General features: G+C 40.3%; 13 protein-coding genes. 7 read left to right on the plus strand and 6 right to left on the minus strand.

The features are described 5' to 3' along the window. Nucleotides 1–71: 71 nt before the first annotated feature. Both LC454_RS04295 and LC454_RS04300 read right to left on the minus strand, forming a co-directional pair. Nucleotides 72–3,110, minus strand: a complete 3,039-nt coding sequence (locus LC454_RS04295) for an AAA family ATPase (protein ID WP_223579950.1) — start codon at nucleotides 3,108–3,110, stop codon at nucleotides 72–74. 4 nt (nucleotides 3,111–3,114) lie between these two features. Continuing rightward, on the minus strand, nucleotides 3,115–4,320 hold the full coding sequence (locus LC454_RS04300) for an exonuclease SbcCD subunit D (protein ID WP_223579953.1): 1,206 nt from the start codon (nucleotides 4,318–4,320) through the stop codon (nucleotides 3,115–3,117). A 223-nt stretch (nucleotides 4,321–4,543) separates the two neighbouring features. Between LC454_RS04300 and LC454_RS04305 the strand changes: the two genes are divergently transcribed. Further along, nucleotides 4,544–5,242, plus strand: a complete 699-nt coding sequence (locus tag LC454_RS04305) for a prolyl oligopeptidase family serine peptidase (protein ID WP_223579963.1) — start codon at nucleotides 4,544–4,546, stop codon at nucleotides 5,240–5,242. A 180-nt stretch (nucleotides 5,243–5,422) separates the two neighbouring features. Here the strand turns inward: LC454_RS04305 and LC454_RS04310 are convergent, their stop codons facing one another. After that, nucleotides 5,423–6,184 (minus strand): murein L,D-transpeptidase catalytic domain family protein, encoded by a 762-nt coding sequence (locus tag LC454_RS04310; RefSeq protein WP_223579966.1) that lies wholly within the window; start codon nucleotides 6,182–6,184, stop codon nucleotides 5,423–5,425. A gap of 82 nt (nucleotides 6,185–6,266) precedes the next feature. Next, entirely contained in the window at nucleotides 6,267–7,286 is a 1,020-nt protein-coding gene (locus LC454_RS04315) for a L,D-transpeptidase (RefSeq protein WP_223579969.1), read from the minus strand. Between the two features lie 103 nt (nucleotides 7,287–7,389). On the opposite strand from LC454_RS04315, the gene LC454_RS04320 reads away from it, so the two are divergent. Then, nucleotides 7,390–7,797 (plus strand): NUDIX hydrolase, encoded by a 408-nt coding sequence (locus LC454_RS04320; protein WP_223579972.1) that lies wholly within the window; start codon nucleotides 7,390–7,392, stop codon nucleotides 7,795–7,797. A 78-nt stretch (nucleotides 7,798–7,875) separates the two neighbouring features. Next, the gene (locus LC454_RS04325) at nucleotides 7,876–9,264 is read left to right on the plus strand and encodes an OmpA family protein (RefSeq protein WP_223579975.1); all 1,389 of its coding nucleotides are present in this window, start codon (nucleotides 7,876–7,878) and stop codon (nucleotides 9,262–9,264) included. Between the two features lie 167 nt (nucleotides 9,265–9,431). Here LC454_RS04325 and LC454_RS04330 read toward each other — a convergent pair whose 3' ends face one another. Beyond that, on the minus strand, nucleotides 9,432–10,484 hold the full coding sequence (locus LC454_RS04330) for an outer membrane beta-barrel protein (protein WP_223579977.1): 1,053 nt from the start codon (nucleotides 10,482–10,484) through the stop codon (nucleotides 9,432–9,434). A 259-nt stretch (nucleotides 10,485–10,743) separates the two neighbouring features. Here LC454_RS04330 and LC454_RS04335 point away from each other — a divergent pair, with 259 nt between their 5' ends. After that, nucleotides 10,744–12,048 (plus strand): ammonium transporter, encoded by a 1,305-nt coding sequence (locus LC454_RS04335; protein WP_223579980.1) that lies wholly within the window; start codon nucleotides 10,744–10,746, stop codon nucleotides 12,046–12,048. A 118-nt stretch (nucleotides 12,049–12,166) separates the two neighbouring features. Next, nucleotides 12,167–12,472 (plus strand): hypothetical protein, encoded by a 306-nt coding sequence (locus tag LC454_RS04340; protein WP_223579983.1) that lies wholly within the window; start codon nucleotides 12,167–12,169, stop codon nucleotides 12,470–12,472. Here LC454_RS04340 and LC454_RS04345 read toward each other — a convergent pair. After that, nucleotides 12,469–13,005 (minus strand): lipocalin family protein, encoded by a 537-nt coding sequence (locus LC454_RS04345; protein ID WP_223579998.1) that lies wholly within the window; start codon nucleotides 13,003–13,005, stop codon nucleotides 12,469–12,471. The two genes, LC454_RS04340 and LC454_RS04345, sit on opposite strands and share 4 nt — an antisense overlap. Nucleotides 13,006–13,105: 100 nt before the next feature. On the opposite strand from LC454_RS04345, the gene LC454_RS04350 reads away from it, so the two are divergent. Together LC454_RS04350 and LC454_RS04355 are read left to right on the plus strand one after the other, a co-directional pair. Further along, entirely contained in the window at nucleotides 13,106–13,567 is a 462-nt protein-coding gene (locus LC454_RS04350) for a DUF4268 domain-containing protein (RefSeq protein ID WP_223580001.1), read from the plus strand. A 22-nt stretch (nucleotides 13,568–13,589) separates the two neighbouring features. Beyond that, the gene (locus tag LC454_RS04355) at nucleotides 13,590–14,384 is read left to right on the plus strand and encodes a S1/P1 nuclease (protein WP_223580002.1); all 795 of its coding nucleotides are present in this window, start codon (nucleotides 13,590–13,592) and stop codon (nucleotides 14,382–14,384) included. The last annotated feature ends 74 nt before the right edge of the window (nucleotides 14,385–14,458 follow it).

The raw sequence follows: 14,458 nt of genomic DNA on the forward strand, positions 1-14,458 counted from the left end.
TTTGGTTATAGCGACAGTTTTTTGGCTTCTGTCGCTATAACTAATCTACAAAATTGCTTTGGGATTTACAACTAATTAATGAAAATTTGACTACCATGTTCTTCATCCTTTTCGATGGAAAGTGATATTGGAATCCGTTCTTTTAATTCTTCAACATGCGAGATAATACCGACTATTCGATTTTCTTTGTGCAGGTCGAGTAAGGTTTCGAAGACAATATTGACAGAAGCGATATCTTGGGTACCAAAGCCTTCATCGATAAAAAAGAAGTTTTTAGCGGCCTTGGTATTGGACTGTACACTTTCAGCTAGGGCCAGCGCAAGACTCAGGGATACCTGGAAAGCTTGACCGCCGGAGAGTGTTTTTACGCTCCGGCTTTTGCCTTCATTCAAATAATCAATGATTTCAAATTCATTGTTTTCATTAATCTGTAAACTTAGCTGGTTGCGTGTCATTCGGTGAAAACGGATATTGGCATGGTCACAAAGCTGGCGCAGATAGATTGATGAAACATACTGCACAAATCCCGCTCCCTTAAATAGGTTAAATAGCTGTTTCAGATTATCATTACGAAGGTTTAATTGTGCTTGTTGTTGCAGTAAAGTTTCCTTTTTTTCGTTGGCTGACTCCAACTGATTCAACTCCTGTTCGCATTTAGCAACGTTCTCTGTCAGGATTTTAAGGTGATGGAAGCTTTCTTCCAAAGCAGCTTCTTCCTGTATAAAGACTGCCTCATCGTAGACTTTATCTGCTAACTTTTTTTCTAACTGCATGATCTGTGCTTTCAGGGTTTCAAATTCAATTTGAAACTGTTCCAGTTCGGCACGGATATTCTGTACAGGTAGGTTCTCCGCTAATGTCTCTTTTACTTGATCTATCGTGTTGAATACGGAAGCCTGGAGGAGCTGTTCGATCGTCGTGTCAATATGTAAGATCTCAGACTTTATTTTGATAATCCGTTCCTGAATGGATTGAACCAGGCTATTTTGTGCAGCAGACTGACTGTTTAGCTTGTTCAAGCGATCTGTCAATGTATTATAGTCCTGTTCTATACGAAGATTTTCAGCTTTTAATGTGTGATATTCGTTTTCGACCGTAGGTTTCTCCCGGGATTGATAATCTGCCCAGTTCAAGTGTTTTAGATGGCCTATATTTTGATTAATCTGGGTTTGTTTTTGCGCTTCCTCAATTTCAAGACCACTTAATTTTACATTCGCTCTTTCCAGCTTGCTCTCTATATCTGCCAAGGTAGTCTGATGGATCGTGGCGATCTGCTCTGTTGCTATGATCTGGGCTTCGATGTTGGCGAGTTCCTGTTTTTTCTGTGTATACATTGACTCATCCGTGCTGCTGTACCCTGCCCAGGTAAATTGAAGTAGGTGAGCGGACTTCTGAGATTTGTTTGCCTGGATCTTGTTTGTGAGATCACTTTGTTGTACCTGTAGGGATTGTAGGCGGAGTAGGAGCTTTTCAATCTCAAATTTTTGATCAACCTTGGATTTTATGCGTGCATTGATTTCTACTGTCGCTCGTTGGTTTTCTGTCAGCTCTTGTGTGATATCCATTCCTTCCGCGATAGCAGGGTGTTCGAGGGCCCCACATAAGGGGCAGGGAGATCCCGCTCTTAGGTTCTCCGCGAAGTGTGTGAGCTTCTGCTGCAATAGAAGGTGTGCTTTCTCGTCGTTTAGCGCGTTGAGTCGGGTTTCAAGTTCCAGCAATTCGGCTGTATACGCTGATTCAAACTCGGCAGGATCGAAGTTCTGGCGTTGCAAATCACCTTGCAGATCAGTTATGGAAGCTGTAAGCTCCAGGAGTTGATGGTTGAGTTCGGTCTCCTGTTGCTGGATGGCCTGCTGTTTGGTGTACCATTGTCCCAGCTCCATCAGTTCATTAGCCGATGGTTTCGATCGCTTCAGACCATGGAGTATGGTTTCCGTTTGCTGTATGTTGTTTTTACATTGCACCTGTTGCTCCTTAGCCTTCTGGACAAAATCCCGTCCTTTCTGTGCACTTTCTTTTAAACCTTTTATCTCAGTTGAAAAATTGATCAGCTGTAGAATAAGTTCCAGATCTAATTCACTTATCCTTCGTTCAGGCAATCGCTCATATTGCGGTTTTACCTGTTGCAGTTGCTGCGATATCTGTTGGGTAGCTTGTTGAAGTTCCACAGATTTTGTTTGCTCTAACTGCAACTTGCTTTGTTCCTGCGTATTTTCGTGTTTCAATTTCTCCTGTGTCTGGAGGATGTGAAAAAAGCTTGAATGCGCTTCTTCAAAGCGTATCATACGTTGGCGCAAAGTTTCCTTTTCGGCATGCTGATCAGTCAATTGCTGAAATAGAGACTTCATTTTGCTCAATTCCAAGAAATCTTCTTTCACATTTTTCAATGTCTGAAATTTCTCCTGAAGGAGCTTGTTTGTATGCTGCGCCTTGCTGAAAGATTCTCGCTCTTCATTCAGTTTGTCACGTGTCGCTATGATACGCTCGCTACTGATCTCTTCGAAACCCATCAACTGACCATTGAGCTGATCTAGTTCGGATTGATTTTTTTTATAAAGGGCAGCAACTTTGTCCTGCAAATCGAAACGATGGAGCTGAAAGATTTCTTTCATCATATCAGTTCGTTCCTTTGCACCCAGCTCAATGAACTCCTTAAATTGCCCCTGGGGAATGATGATCGTTCTTTTGAAATTTTCGTAACTTAATCCAATGATTGATTGTGTGTTACTGCTTTCCAATGGAACCCATTGTTCATTGATATTTTCATATAATACAACCGTAGGAGATTTGACATCTTCAAAATTTTTGGAATTGCGTTTAAATTCCCTTGTTACTTTGAATGTGCGGTTTTCGAAATTAATGAAATCCAATTCGATATACGAACGGTTTGATTTCAAATTCATCATATTGTAAGCGCGTTTGTCGCGTGCATTTAACCGTTCGGTTTCACCATATAGGGCATAGGTAATCGCTTCCAAAATAGATGACTTACCAGATCCAACAGCACCAAATATCCCAAAAAGCCCGGCATCTGTCAACGCTGTGAAATCTATTGTCTGACGTTCTTGATAGGAATATATACCTTCTACAGTTAACTTTAAAGGGATCATGGGTTTAAGAATTTAGTATTTCGAGAAAAAGGTTGAGTATATCGTCATTGGGCGCCTGGTTGGCATTTTTGGATTTGAAATAATCCTGAAAAAGTGCGGATATATCGTGGGTTAGATTAATTTCTTTTGTATCAAGTGGGTTTTGTTTGTCGTGCTGTACAACAGGAATTAAATAGACGATACCCGGATGTGTCTGATAAATCAGCTTACGGTCTTCAGCTTTTAGGAAGGTTTCGGATTTGAGCGTTAATTCCACTAATGTTTCTGGATGCTCGGAGAGCCATGTAATACATTGGTCGATATCATCAAAAGATTTTCGGACTAAGGGTTTTCCTTGTTGGAGTGCAATGCGATCAAATGTGACATGTGCATCGGGTACAGCATTGACAATGCTTACATATTTGGTCTGGCCAGCTTCGGCGAAACTATAACAAAGGGGAGATGAGGCGTATACAACAGGTTTTTCCGGAGAACCGATATTTTTGAATCCATGAATATGGCCGAGCGCCGTATATTGAATCTGAACCGGGATGGATTCTGAATAGATCAGGTCAGCATTTCCAATTTTAATTGGCTTTTCCCCATCAGGCTCGTCGATTAATGGGGATCCAATTTTATTCATATAAAGGTGTGCTGTCAGTATATTGACACCCTTTTCGTCACAGTAGGTCTCTGCCAATTTTTGCCAATTTTCGGCCAATGCTTTATTTAATTGAACTTCCTTGTCTTCACCAAGATATTGTTTCAGTCGGATTTCATTGGCATAAGCGGTATGGAGTATACGGATAGGATAGTTATAGCCTTCCAGGTTCAACTCGATAAAGCCATTGTCTGAGCGTAGGACCGAAAAACCTTCGGCCGTAAATGGTGTTACAACTGCATTTGGGTGACCAATGAGAATAATGCCAGATGCCCGGGCTAAAGGATCTGGTGCATCAATCAAATTGGGTGAATCGTGGTTTCCGGCGATGGCGATAACAGGTCGGGTACCATTTTTTGCCAATCGTTTGATCGTTTTGTAAAATAACTCGATAGCCTCTACACCAGGATTGAACGTATCAAAAAGGTCTCCTGCAATAAGAACCAGGTCGACCTCTTGCTGGTCCGCGAGCTGAATAATCTCCTCCATGACCAAAAGCTGTTCGTCCACCCGAGAGAAGCTATCCAGTCGTTTCCCTAAATGCCAATCGGCAGTATGCAGTATTTTCATGATGAGCCCTTATTTTTTACGTAATAGTACAAACTAAGATAAATTTGGTCTGATATGCAATTATAATTGCATATCAGACCAAATTTATAAGAACACAGGTTTGAAGAGCATAGTTTGATGCATTGAAAATGTTAAAAGTTGTTAAATGCATTAGGTGAAAATAGTTTAATTGTATTTTTAGTCCTCCAAAATTAAGCTAAGTAATCGTAGATAAAATAAATTTATGCGTAAAATTCACCTGTCTTTGTGTGTTTTCTTTCTGTTTTTGATGAAGATAAATGCGCAGGAAATAGAAGCGATCAAAGGGGAGACAGCTTATCCTTTTCTATTAAAAGAAGCTGATACCGATGGTGAAGCCTCGGAAAAACAACCTGTCTTTGTGTTTCTGCATGGCAGAAGTCTATCAGGTACTAATTTGGATCGGGTAAAACGTTATGGTGTACTGTATGCGATCAACAAAGGGCAGGATGTTCCAGGGATTATTGTTGCTCCCCAATCCCGCGGTGGCTGGGATCCGGATAAAGTGATAGAGATCGTTGATTATGTTATCGCGCATTACAATGCTGATCCTGATCGTATCTACGTATGTGGTATGAGTATGGGCGGTTATGGTACCATGGATGTTGCCGGAAAATATCCAGAGAGGATAGCTGCAGCAGTGGCGATTTGTGGCGGCGGATCGAGCCAATATGCTTCCAACCTGACGCAGGTTCCAATTTGGCTACATCATGGAACAGCTGATCGTGCCGTACCCATTTCAGAATCCAGAAAAATTATGAAAGCCATAAAAAAGGTGGACCCTGAAGCTGATGTGAGCTTAAATGTAATAAAAGGAGGGACACATGGTAGTGTGGAACGCTTATTCCACGATGATGCGATCTATGACTGGATGTTAAAATTTAAGAAAAAGCATAAATCCTAGGCTGTATGGTATAGCTATTTTATGTGTGGCCTTTTGGCTTCTTAATAATATAATGAAAATGGGATGTTCAGTAATAACCTGAACATCCCATTTTTATTGAATTTTGTTCGTAACCCGTTGGAATCTAATTTTAAATAGTCAATGCTCGGGTTCGTTTTTACATTTTAAATTTTCTTTATGTTAACCTTCATCCGTGTTTTCAAGCCGTTGTTTTCGATTGAATTGCGCCATCAGTACATTTGGTTGATGGATCAGGTGCGTTTTCGCAAGGTAGTCCTGATTGTCCGCATAGATAAACAGGAGTGTTCCATCCTTTATTGTGTTGATGATCGGTCCGGCATATTCGCGGGGAACCGCAGGGCATCCGTAGCTTTTGCCTAACCTTCCCAAGCTTGAGATAGTGCCTGTGCTGCAGTAATCTGCGCCATGCATAACTACATATCGTGCTTTGGCATTGTCATTTATACCTTCTTCAAGGCCATCCAATACCAAGGAGTAGCCATTTTCACCGTTATAGGTGTTTTCGGTAACAAAAAATCCCAAGGAGCTTTTTAATGACTCCTGCTGATTCGAAAAATCTGTAGCATAATTTTCACCACTATTTTTTCCGTGTGATACCAAGGTGTTAAAAAGCACTTTTTTGTGTTCCAGATCAAGTACAACAAGTCTTTTTTCCGTGGATGGCATGGAAAAGTCGATGACTGTCATAATATCTTTGTTGTGGATGGAAAGCTCTTTTCTACCTTCCATTGCTTGTCGAAATGCCTCGTATTTTAATACTGGGCCTAGATTCATTTCATCATATAAAGAATCAACGGCTGTCCGTTGACGTTCTACATTTATATGATGGGTATTGGTTTGTTGATCTGTTGTTTTTAATTCTTCTTTTGATGACAATGCTGTATTAAGTGCCATTAAAAGAAACATAATCGTATTTCCCATTCTCCTCCCTTTTCTGTGTAGATGTTTACAAAAATAATTATTAAAGTTAATACATATTTGATTTACAGAATGTTAAATATTGTTAATCAATAACAATGATCAAGGAGGAAAGGTCTTTTGACCGTTTATAGACAAATTGAGCGTGAGATGACGCATTTCTGACACACATATGTGACTTAGGTGTTGTGCCCAAACTTTCACTGTATTCGATGATGCTACCATTTGGATTATTGACCGGTACACCATGAATATAGGCTCCAGCGGTGAACCGCGTCGCATAGGGAGCAAATCCGCCATAGGTCCGCGTGCCATCTTCAAAATAGAACATCTTTGATTTGTGCTCTTGGACGACAAACAATCCCGTGGGTGTTTCTTGGGCATGTGGCGGTTTGTGCCGGCCACTGGTCACAGGGTTCATGCTGCGCACGAGCCATTCTTTGCCAACTTTTTCCAATGTGCAGATGTTTTGGTTTTTGACATCAACAACATTAATAATGTTAAATTGTACACTATCACTTATCAGGCGCAGATAGCGTTTGGGGACGGTATAATCCCCTTCAAATGATACACCCGCAATAGGTACCCGTGCTAAGGTGTCTGATCCTTTTACACGGACCAACCATCCGTCGCGTCCATAACGTACCGGTTTGTCTGTTGTTGGGTCATACAATGGTGCTGCCTGATAACGCTCGACATTGAAACTGTCTGACACACGTTTGTAAGAATCCCGTTTGAAATCTTTAATCGTAGGAGCCTCACCTTTTTCATTTTGATAATTTTGAAGGACGGCGTACAATGAGGGTGTCTGTTGAAAATTTTCAACATAAGCTAGACGTTCCTTTATTTTGTCCCATTGAAAGCTACGCGTGGTATCCTTATAGGGATAGGTATCTTCAAGTGTGTATTTTTTGTAAAGCAGATCTTTTTTGATCATAATATCTGCTGCTGTCACTACTTTAGGCTTTTCTTCCTGTTTTTTGGCAGTGACAGTGTCTTGATGCTTAATTGTTTTCTCTTTTTCTACTGTACTTTTCTTTTCCTGCTGGCAGCCCAACGATAGAAACAATAGGCTAAATACGAGACATGTTAATCCTTGATGCATATATGGATTATGTAAATTATTGTTTTGTTCTTTAAATATAAGAATAAAACACATTTTTTAAATGATTGACAAAAAGTTAGTTTTGTAATTTCAAGTAAAAAGTATGCATAGGATTGTAATTTGTTCGGCTATGATGCTGAACCCTGAAGGGGAACTATTGATGGTTAGGAAAAAGGGCTCAAAATATTTTCAATTGCCCGGCGGTAAGATTGTTGCGGGAGAAAGCGATTCGGAAGCCTTGGTTCGGGAACTCCGGGAAGAGTTGCAGTTTGATACAGTGCCTGCGACATTGCAGTTTATTGGTCGGCATGTGACGCAGGCGGTGAATGAGCGTGATACGCTGGTAGAAGGATATATTTATTTGATCAAACTCGCTATGAAATTTGATTTTCAACCACAGGCCGAACTGGAAGAAGTGCAATGGATCAATAAGTGCAATTGGCAAGATTATCGGTTTGCACATCTAGCCGAAGAGTTCGTCATTCCAAAGTGGCTGTCAGGAGAGTTTTGATGTTGGATAGCATGATGTGAACAAATTAAGGCTTTGTTTGTTAATGTTTTATATATAAACAATTAATAAACAAAGATTATGGAAAATCAGCTTTTAAAATCAGCGAAAGACTTTTTTGATGATGAGGTTCTTACTCGGATCGGACAAAGTCTAAACCAGGATAATGAACAGGTAAAACAGGGCTTAAATGTTGTTGTTCCCTCTTTGTTTTTGGGATTGAGTCAGCAGGCGGAAGGCGGGGGTGGGATTTCTACAATTCTGGAGCAGGCGAAACAGCGTTTTTCGAATTTTGATGTGAATCAACTTCTGGGCGGACAGAAAGCTCGTGAAGATGCTGAGGGGCAGTCGGGAGAATCTGGAGGTAGCAATATACTAACTTCAATATTTGGTGGTGGTCTAGAGACCGTATTGGGTACAGTGGCAGGTTATCTGGGATTCAGCGCTGAGTCGGTACAAAAATTGATGGGCTTGTCCCTGCCAGCTATATTTTCCACTTTGACCAATAAAGGTCAACAGTGGGATGCGAATACCATAAATCAAACTTTACAGGATAATAAAACAGCTTTTGCTGCCGCTATTCCGGCGGGGTTGGGTTTGGGCGCTTTTGGGAAATTATTTGATGGTGGCCATTTTTCTGCACCTGAGGAAGTAAAACCTGAAGAGGTCATACCGGATACTCCTGTAGAAGAGCCTGTAGAACATATTGAAAACCGTCACGGAGCAACAGTCATTAATCCAGCTACTGAGTTGGAAGCACATAAGGAGCCGTTGGCATTGCCTAGAGCAGATGGTGCCAGAGCGGCAGCGGCAGCGACCGGTTCATCTGGCGGAGGCTGGTGGAAGATTTTGGTTGCATTGATCGTTATTGCATTGCTCTGGTTTTTGTTTGGAAAAGGCTGTAGTGGCAATAAAAATGGTGGTACTACAGATACCAGTGTCAATCAGGGACAGGTGGATTCAGGAAATACAATGGGAAATGGTACGACCAGTCCGGTCGATCGTGAGCATTTGGATGTGATGTTGCCGAATGGAGGGAAGCTGGGGGCATTTAAAAGTGGTATAGAAGATCGGTTGGTACAATTTTTAAAATCCGACTATAAATCTTTGGGAGAAGATTCATTGAAAAATACTTGGTTTGATTTTGATAACCTGAATTTTGAAACCGGTACAGCGAAAGTATTACCTGAGAGCCAGGCTCAGCTCAGCAATCTGGCCGAGATTCTAAAAGCTTTCCCCACTGCTAATGTGAAAATTGGTGGATATACAGATAAAACCGGAAATGAAGAATATAATAAAAAATTATCGTTGGATCGGGCAAATGCGGTGAAGGATTACCTGGACAAGGTGGGGTTGTCTAAGCAGGTGATCGGAGCGGAGGGCTATGGCTCGCAATTTGCAAAATACCCAGCAGACGCACCAGAGACGGACCGGATTTTAGACCGACATGTTGCGGTTAGTGTAAGGTGATAGGCGAGATTATAGATTTGAGAAGAGAGATAAAAAAGCGGATCCAAAAGATCCGCTTTTTCTATTTGCAGCGATTTATTTAATGGATATCTAATTGATTTCGTGAGGATATGAAATCAATCTTGTAAGCATTTAATAGGTAAAGAAGAGTGTGGAGAATATTTCATTTAGAAACTATATACACATGCTAACAAAAATTGTCCGGCCGATTTTGTTGGAGATAGGTCATTCTTGATGAATTTCTCAGTATTGCTTTTGTCAAATCTAATTTCGGGAATGAATTTGAAGCCGTGATAGTTGTATTCGGCTGTCAAGGTAGTTGCTAGCATATTTGAACTTGGGACACCATTGGTTTCCTCTTTGTGGGTCTGGAAGAACTCCTCACGTAATCCTATTCCAAAATGTTCGGAGAGATGAACCCTTGGATAGAGCGCTATCCCAGTGTAACCGCCTTCGGCTCTTCTCTTATAATGTGTGGCATTTACGCCGAGAAAGAATTTTGGTGTGAAATCATAATTTCCGACGAAATCTACGAGTGTGCCTGAGCTGTAGTTTTCTTTTCCACCCGCAGACGATCCTGTTAAGAAGTTAAGGTAAAAGCTTCCTTTATCGTTAGGTCTGTAAGCTAATTGCGAACCGACATGTGATACGCCGTTTATATCTTGGTATACATTCCAATCATTAAATATACCTACCATCAGCGCAAACTTGTTGGAGAAACTATAGGTTGCTTTCAGTCCGGCATCTTGAAAAGGGCCGGCACCAAATAAATAAGAAGTGGAGTAATGAAAATTGTAGGTAGGTGAGATAACTTCAAATCCGACGAATGTTCCCATAAATCCTGCCGTCAGATTGAGCTTGTCCGTTAGATTATAGCCTACATACAGATTTTGAATGTGGAAGCTATTTTTGTCGTCTCCGGGTTGGCCGTCTCCATTTACGATAGATCGATATTGCCCGCGAGGTCCAAAAGATAACTCTCCTACAAAAGATGCTTTTTTAAAATTCTTCTTTAAAGCCAGATCAACCATGCCAATGGAAACTGAATTATTGTCTTCAGTAAAGTAAGTATTGATATTTGGTTTGTTTTGGAAGTCATATTTCCAATAGGTGTCTACTGATCCTGATATTTCCACTGGTTTTTCCTTATTTTCTTCTTGTGATTTTGATGTTTTGATGAAAATTATTGAAAAGATAATGATTGTTAAGATTTTTTTCATGTCTAAGAGGTTTTAAGTTTGATTTGTTTTGAGTTTTCGGTTGATTTTTAATTGGTTTTTTATAGGTTTTTGTTGTTTTTGTGTTTGTTGATGTGAAATTATGTAAAAAATATTACAAAAAATAATATTTGATAGTAATTTTTCAATAAAAACACTTTATATTTGTCAAAACAATAAGTAAAAATAGGTTTTTGTTTTGTTTTTGTATTTTAAATAATAATTTATTGATGTATTAATAAAGACTAATCAGTTTAAACAAATGAAAAAAATTATTCCACTCTTAGTTCTGGTACTTTTGGGCGTATTGGGACTTGTATTTCCATCTATAGATTTGTCTGCACTGGACAAAGCTGAATTCGATACAGGGGATACAGCCTGGTTATTGACTTCCTCAGCGCTAGTGTTGATTATGACGCCCGGTCTGGCATTTTTTTACGGCGGGATGGTCAGTAAAAAGAATGTGATCTCAACGATGATGCAGAGTTTTATCTGTATGTGTCTGATGACAATCCTTTGGGTAATCGTCGGATTTAGTTTGGCCTTTGGCGAAGATATCGGTGGAATTATAGGTGATCCGCGCACATTCTTTATGATGAAGGGGACGTTAGGAAATATCGCTTGGGGTGCATTGCCAACTATTCCATTGGTTTTGTTCGCTATGTTCCAACTGAAATTTGCGATTATTACGCCCGCACTTATCACCGGTGCATTCGCTGAGCGTATCCGATTCAACTCTTATATGTTGTTTATTATCCTATTCGGTATCTTTATTTATATGCCATTGGCGCATGCGACCTGGCATCCTGAAGGGATTTTGGCGAAATTTGGTGTCCTTGATTTTGCCGGCGGTACTGTCGTGCACATGTCAGCAGGTTGGGCTGCGTTGGCGGCAGCCATTTATTTAAAAGGCCGTAAATCACAGACACATAATCCAGCCCGTATAAGCTATGTGATCTTGGGAACAGCCTTACTGTGGTTCGGATGGTTTGGATTTAATGCAGGCTCAGCTGGTGGTGCCAATACAATAGCAGCTTATGCGTTTGCAACAACAACAACGGCTTCGGCGATGGCAGCGATGGCATGGATATTTGTCGATATTATCCGTGGTAAAAAGCCGTCAGCGATGGGCGCATGTATTGGTGCTGTCGTGGGCTTGGTTGCGATTACACCAGCAGCGGGTTTTGTCAGTATTCCACACGCTATGGTCATTGGATTAGTAGCCGCATTGATCAGTAATCTGGTTGTCTATTTGAGAAGTAAAACAAGTATTGATGATACCTTGGATGTATTTCCTTGTCATGGTGTAGGTGGTATGGTAGGGATGGTGCTGACCGGTGTATTTGCCCACCATAATGTCAATCCTTTGGTCGTTGATAATGGTTTGTTCTTTGGAGAAACGAAGTTGTTTTTCGTGCATACCGTTGCCCTGTTCGCGGTATCTTTCTTTGCCTTTGTCGGCTCTTTGGTGCTATTAAAAGTAACGGATCTGATTTCTCCTTTACGTGTGGAAGAAACAGATGAAGAACTTGGTCTGGACGTTTCTCAGCACGCTGAGGCTCTTTAATCCGTTAGACCGGAATAAATTGATCATCCCAAACAATGCTTTTCCTTACAGCATTGTTTGGGATTTTTTTTGCACCTTTGCCAATGGTTGAATACGCTGGAATAATTGATTTTATGCTATGAAAGATACTACAAAAGATACTTTACGTTCGGATTTTGAGAAAATGATGCGCTATTCCTTACAGAAAAATGGGGATTTTAGTTTTAATATATTTGGCGATTATGCCTCATCTGTTCTCAATTTCTATGTTGGAAGTTCTATTTTAGCACTAGCTGAAAAGCGTGATGCCGCGCTATTTCTTGCGAATCTATATAATGCTGGAATCAAAAATGCCATCGATCAACAAGATCTTCAGGAGATTGCTGATGTTTTAGCACAGGATCCGACCCTCAATTACCAAGTAATTGCACCGATTTTCGGCTAATGTTTTGTCCAGACAAGATTACCGGTTTCATATCCACATTGTAATGCATAGGTTAGAAACTCATTTCGGATCTTTTCTGGAATCGCTGTATCCCTGCCCAAAATCCACATATAATCGAGATTGTCGCCAAATATGAGTGCATATTTATAATCTGGCGTTATTTTTACAATGTTATATCCATTGTAGAAGGGGCCGAAGAAGGAGACTTTCAATGCGCCTTCATGTGGGCCATTGACAAATTTGGCTCTTCCTATGGATTGTTTCCATTGTTCTTTTTCCTCCGAATAGCCTTGATTATTTACCCGGATCGTTCCATTGTTATTTTTGCTGTATTCTGCTGAAACCTGACTCAGCCCTCTTTCCCAACGGAAATCGAGTCGAGCGATTTCAAACCATTTTCCAAGGTATTTATCTAAGTCAAAAGGGTCCACTACATCGGGGCGCGATATCACCGGCTTTAATGCATTGTATGCAACAGTTCCCAAAGCCACAGCGGCCAGCAGTAAGAGCGATTTTTTCTTGTCTATATTCATCTTTTGAATTTGTTTGTTGATAAAACAACAATTTTAATACCAATAAGGTTTAGGCATACTGAGCTATTTTCTTAATTTTGTTGACTTAAAAATTTTATTTGTGTATTCTAGAGAAGAGGTAAAACAATTAAAACAGCTGTTCTGGATCAAGTTTGGGCAATTCATGTCCCTGCATGCATCCGCTGATGGTGAAAAAGTAAATTGGGTTAACTATAAAACAGGGATCAAACAGCTGTATTTTAAAATGGATGCCGACAAGAAAGCTGCCAAAATTGCGATAACCTGGTCACATACTGATGCCGGAATCCGTGCGTTGATGGCCGAGCAATTTCTGCAGTACAAAAATCTGCTTCATGATATTCTGGGAGAAGAATGGGAATGGGATATGGATGGTTATGACGAATATGACAAGCCGATCTGTCAGATCTACAAGACACTGGAAGGCCATAGTATTTTTAAGGAAACGGAGTGGGGGGAGCTGATCACGTTCTTTAAACCACGGATGATCGCACTCGACGAGTTTTGGTCTTCGGCGAAATATGCGTTCGATATTTTTAAATAATTACAATTAAATAAATACAACAATGAAAAAAATGATTAAGGGTTTGCTGGCTGTAGCTTTGTGTTTTCAACTTTCATCGGTATTTGCCTGGGGAACCATTGGGCATCGTGTCGTCGCTGAGATCGCTGAGCGTCATTTGAACAAGAAAGCAAAAAAGAATATTGGAAAAATCATTGGACAGCAAAAGTTGGCATATTGGGCTAATTGGGGGGACTTTATCAAGTCGGATCCTAACCCAGAATTTAAGAAATTAGGTAATTCTCATTTTATAAATTTAAATTCAAATTTACCATGGGCAGAATTTCAACTTGGACTTGAAAATTCTGCTGATGAAAATTTATACAAAACAGCAATCCGTATCGAGCAATCTTTTGCAGATAAAAACATTTCGCTGGATCAACAGAAACAGAATCTTTATTTCTTGATCCATATCTTGGGGGATGCGCATCAACCTATGCATGTTAGCCGTGCAGAAGATCAGGGTGGAAATAAGATTGAAGTGAGCTGGTTTGGAAAAAAATCGAATATTCACCGCGTTTGGGACAGTGATTTGGTGGATAATGAGAAATATAGTTATACAGAGTACGCGACGGTATTGGATATCAATGGTAAAAAGGAAAACGAACAATTGGCCGCTGGTGAATTGTCCAATTGGTTGTATGAATCAAATCAGCTCGCAGAAAAGATTTACGCTGATGTAGCCAATAATGCAAACCTGTCTTACTCCTACGTTTATCAAAATAAAGATACCATGGAGCAATGTTTACTGAAAGGCGGTCTGCGCCTGGCTAAGGTACTGAACCGGATTTTTGGATAAGCTAATTTAAAGCAAAATATACTGAAGTCGTATCATCTTTATGGTACGACTTTTTTTTGCCTTGGTATTTCAGT

This window comes from Sphingobacterium sp. GVS05A (assembly GCF_019969845.1).
Lineage (GTDB): Bacteria > Bacteroidota > Bacteroidia > Sphingobacteriales > Sphingobacteriaceae > Sphingobacterium.

Bases quoted from the DNA above. Each gene is read 5' to 3' on its own strand.
- LC454_RS04355 (WP_223580002.1), top strand. From the start codon at position 13,590: ATGAAAAAAATGATTAAGGGTTTGCTGGCTGTAGCTTTGTGTTTTCAA.
- LC454_RS04340 (WP_223579983.1), top strand. From the start codon at position 12,167: ATGAAAGATACTACAAAAGATACTTTACGTTCGGATTTTGAGAAAATG.
- LC454_RS04305 (WP_223579963.1), top strand. From the start codon at position 4,544: ATGCGTAAAATTCACCTGTCTTTGTGTGTTTTCTTTCTGTTTTTGATG.
- LC454_RS04310 (WP_223579966.1), bottom strand. From the start codon at position 6,184: ATGGGAAATACGATTATGTTTCTTTTAATGGCACTTAATACAGCATTG.
- LC454_RS04315 (WP_223579969.1), bottom strand. From the start codon at position 7,286: ATGCATCAAGGATTAACATGTCTCGTATTTAGCCTATTGTTTCTATCG.
- LC454_RS04335 (WP_223579980.1), top strand. From the start codon at position 10,744: ATGAAAAAAATTATTCCACTCTTAGTTCTGGTACTTTTGGGCGTATTG.
- LC454_RS04300 (WP_223579953.1), bottom strand. From the start codon at position 4,320: ATGAAAATACTGCATACTGCCGATTGGCATTTAGGGAAACGACTGGAT.
- LC454_RS04345 (WP_223579998.1), bottom strand. From the start codon at position 13,005: ATGAATATAGACAAGAAAAAATCGCTCTTACTGCTGGCCGCTGTGGCT.
- LC454_RS04295 (WP_223579950.1), bottom strand. From the start codon at position 3,110: ATGATCCCTTTAAAGTTAACTGTAGAAGGTATATATTCCTATCAAGAA.
- LC454_RS04330 (WP_223579977.1), bottom strand. From the start codon at position 10,484: ATGAAAAAAATCTTAACAATCATTATCTTTTCAATAATTTTCATCAAA.
- LC454_RS04320 (WP_223579972.1), top strand. From the start codon at position 7,390: ATGCATAGGATTGTAATTTGTTCGGCTATGATGCTGAACCCTGAAGGG.
- LC454_RS04325 (WP_223579975.1), top strand. From the start codon at position 7,876: ATGGAAAATCAGCTTTTAAAATCAGCGAAAGACTTTTTTGATGATGAG.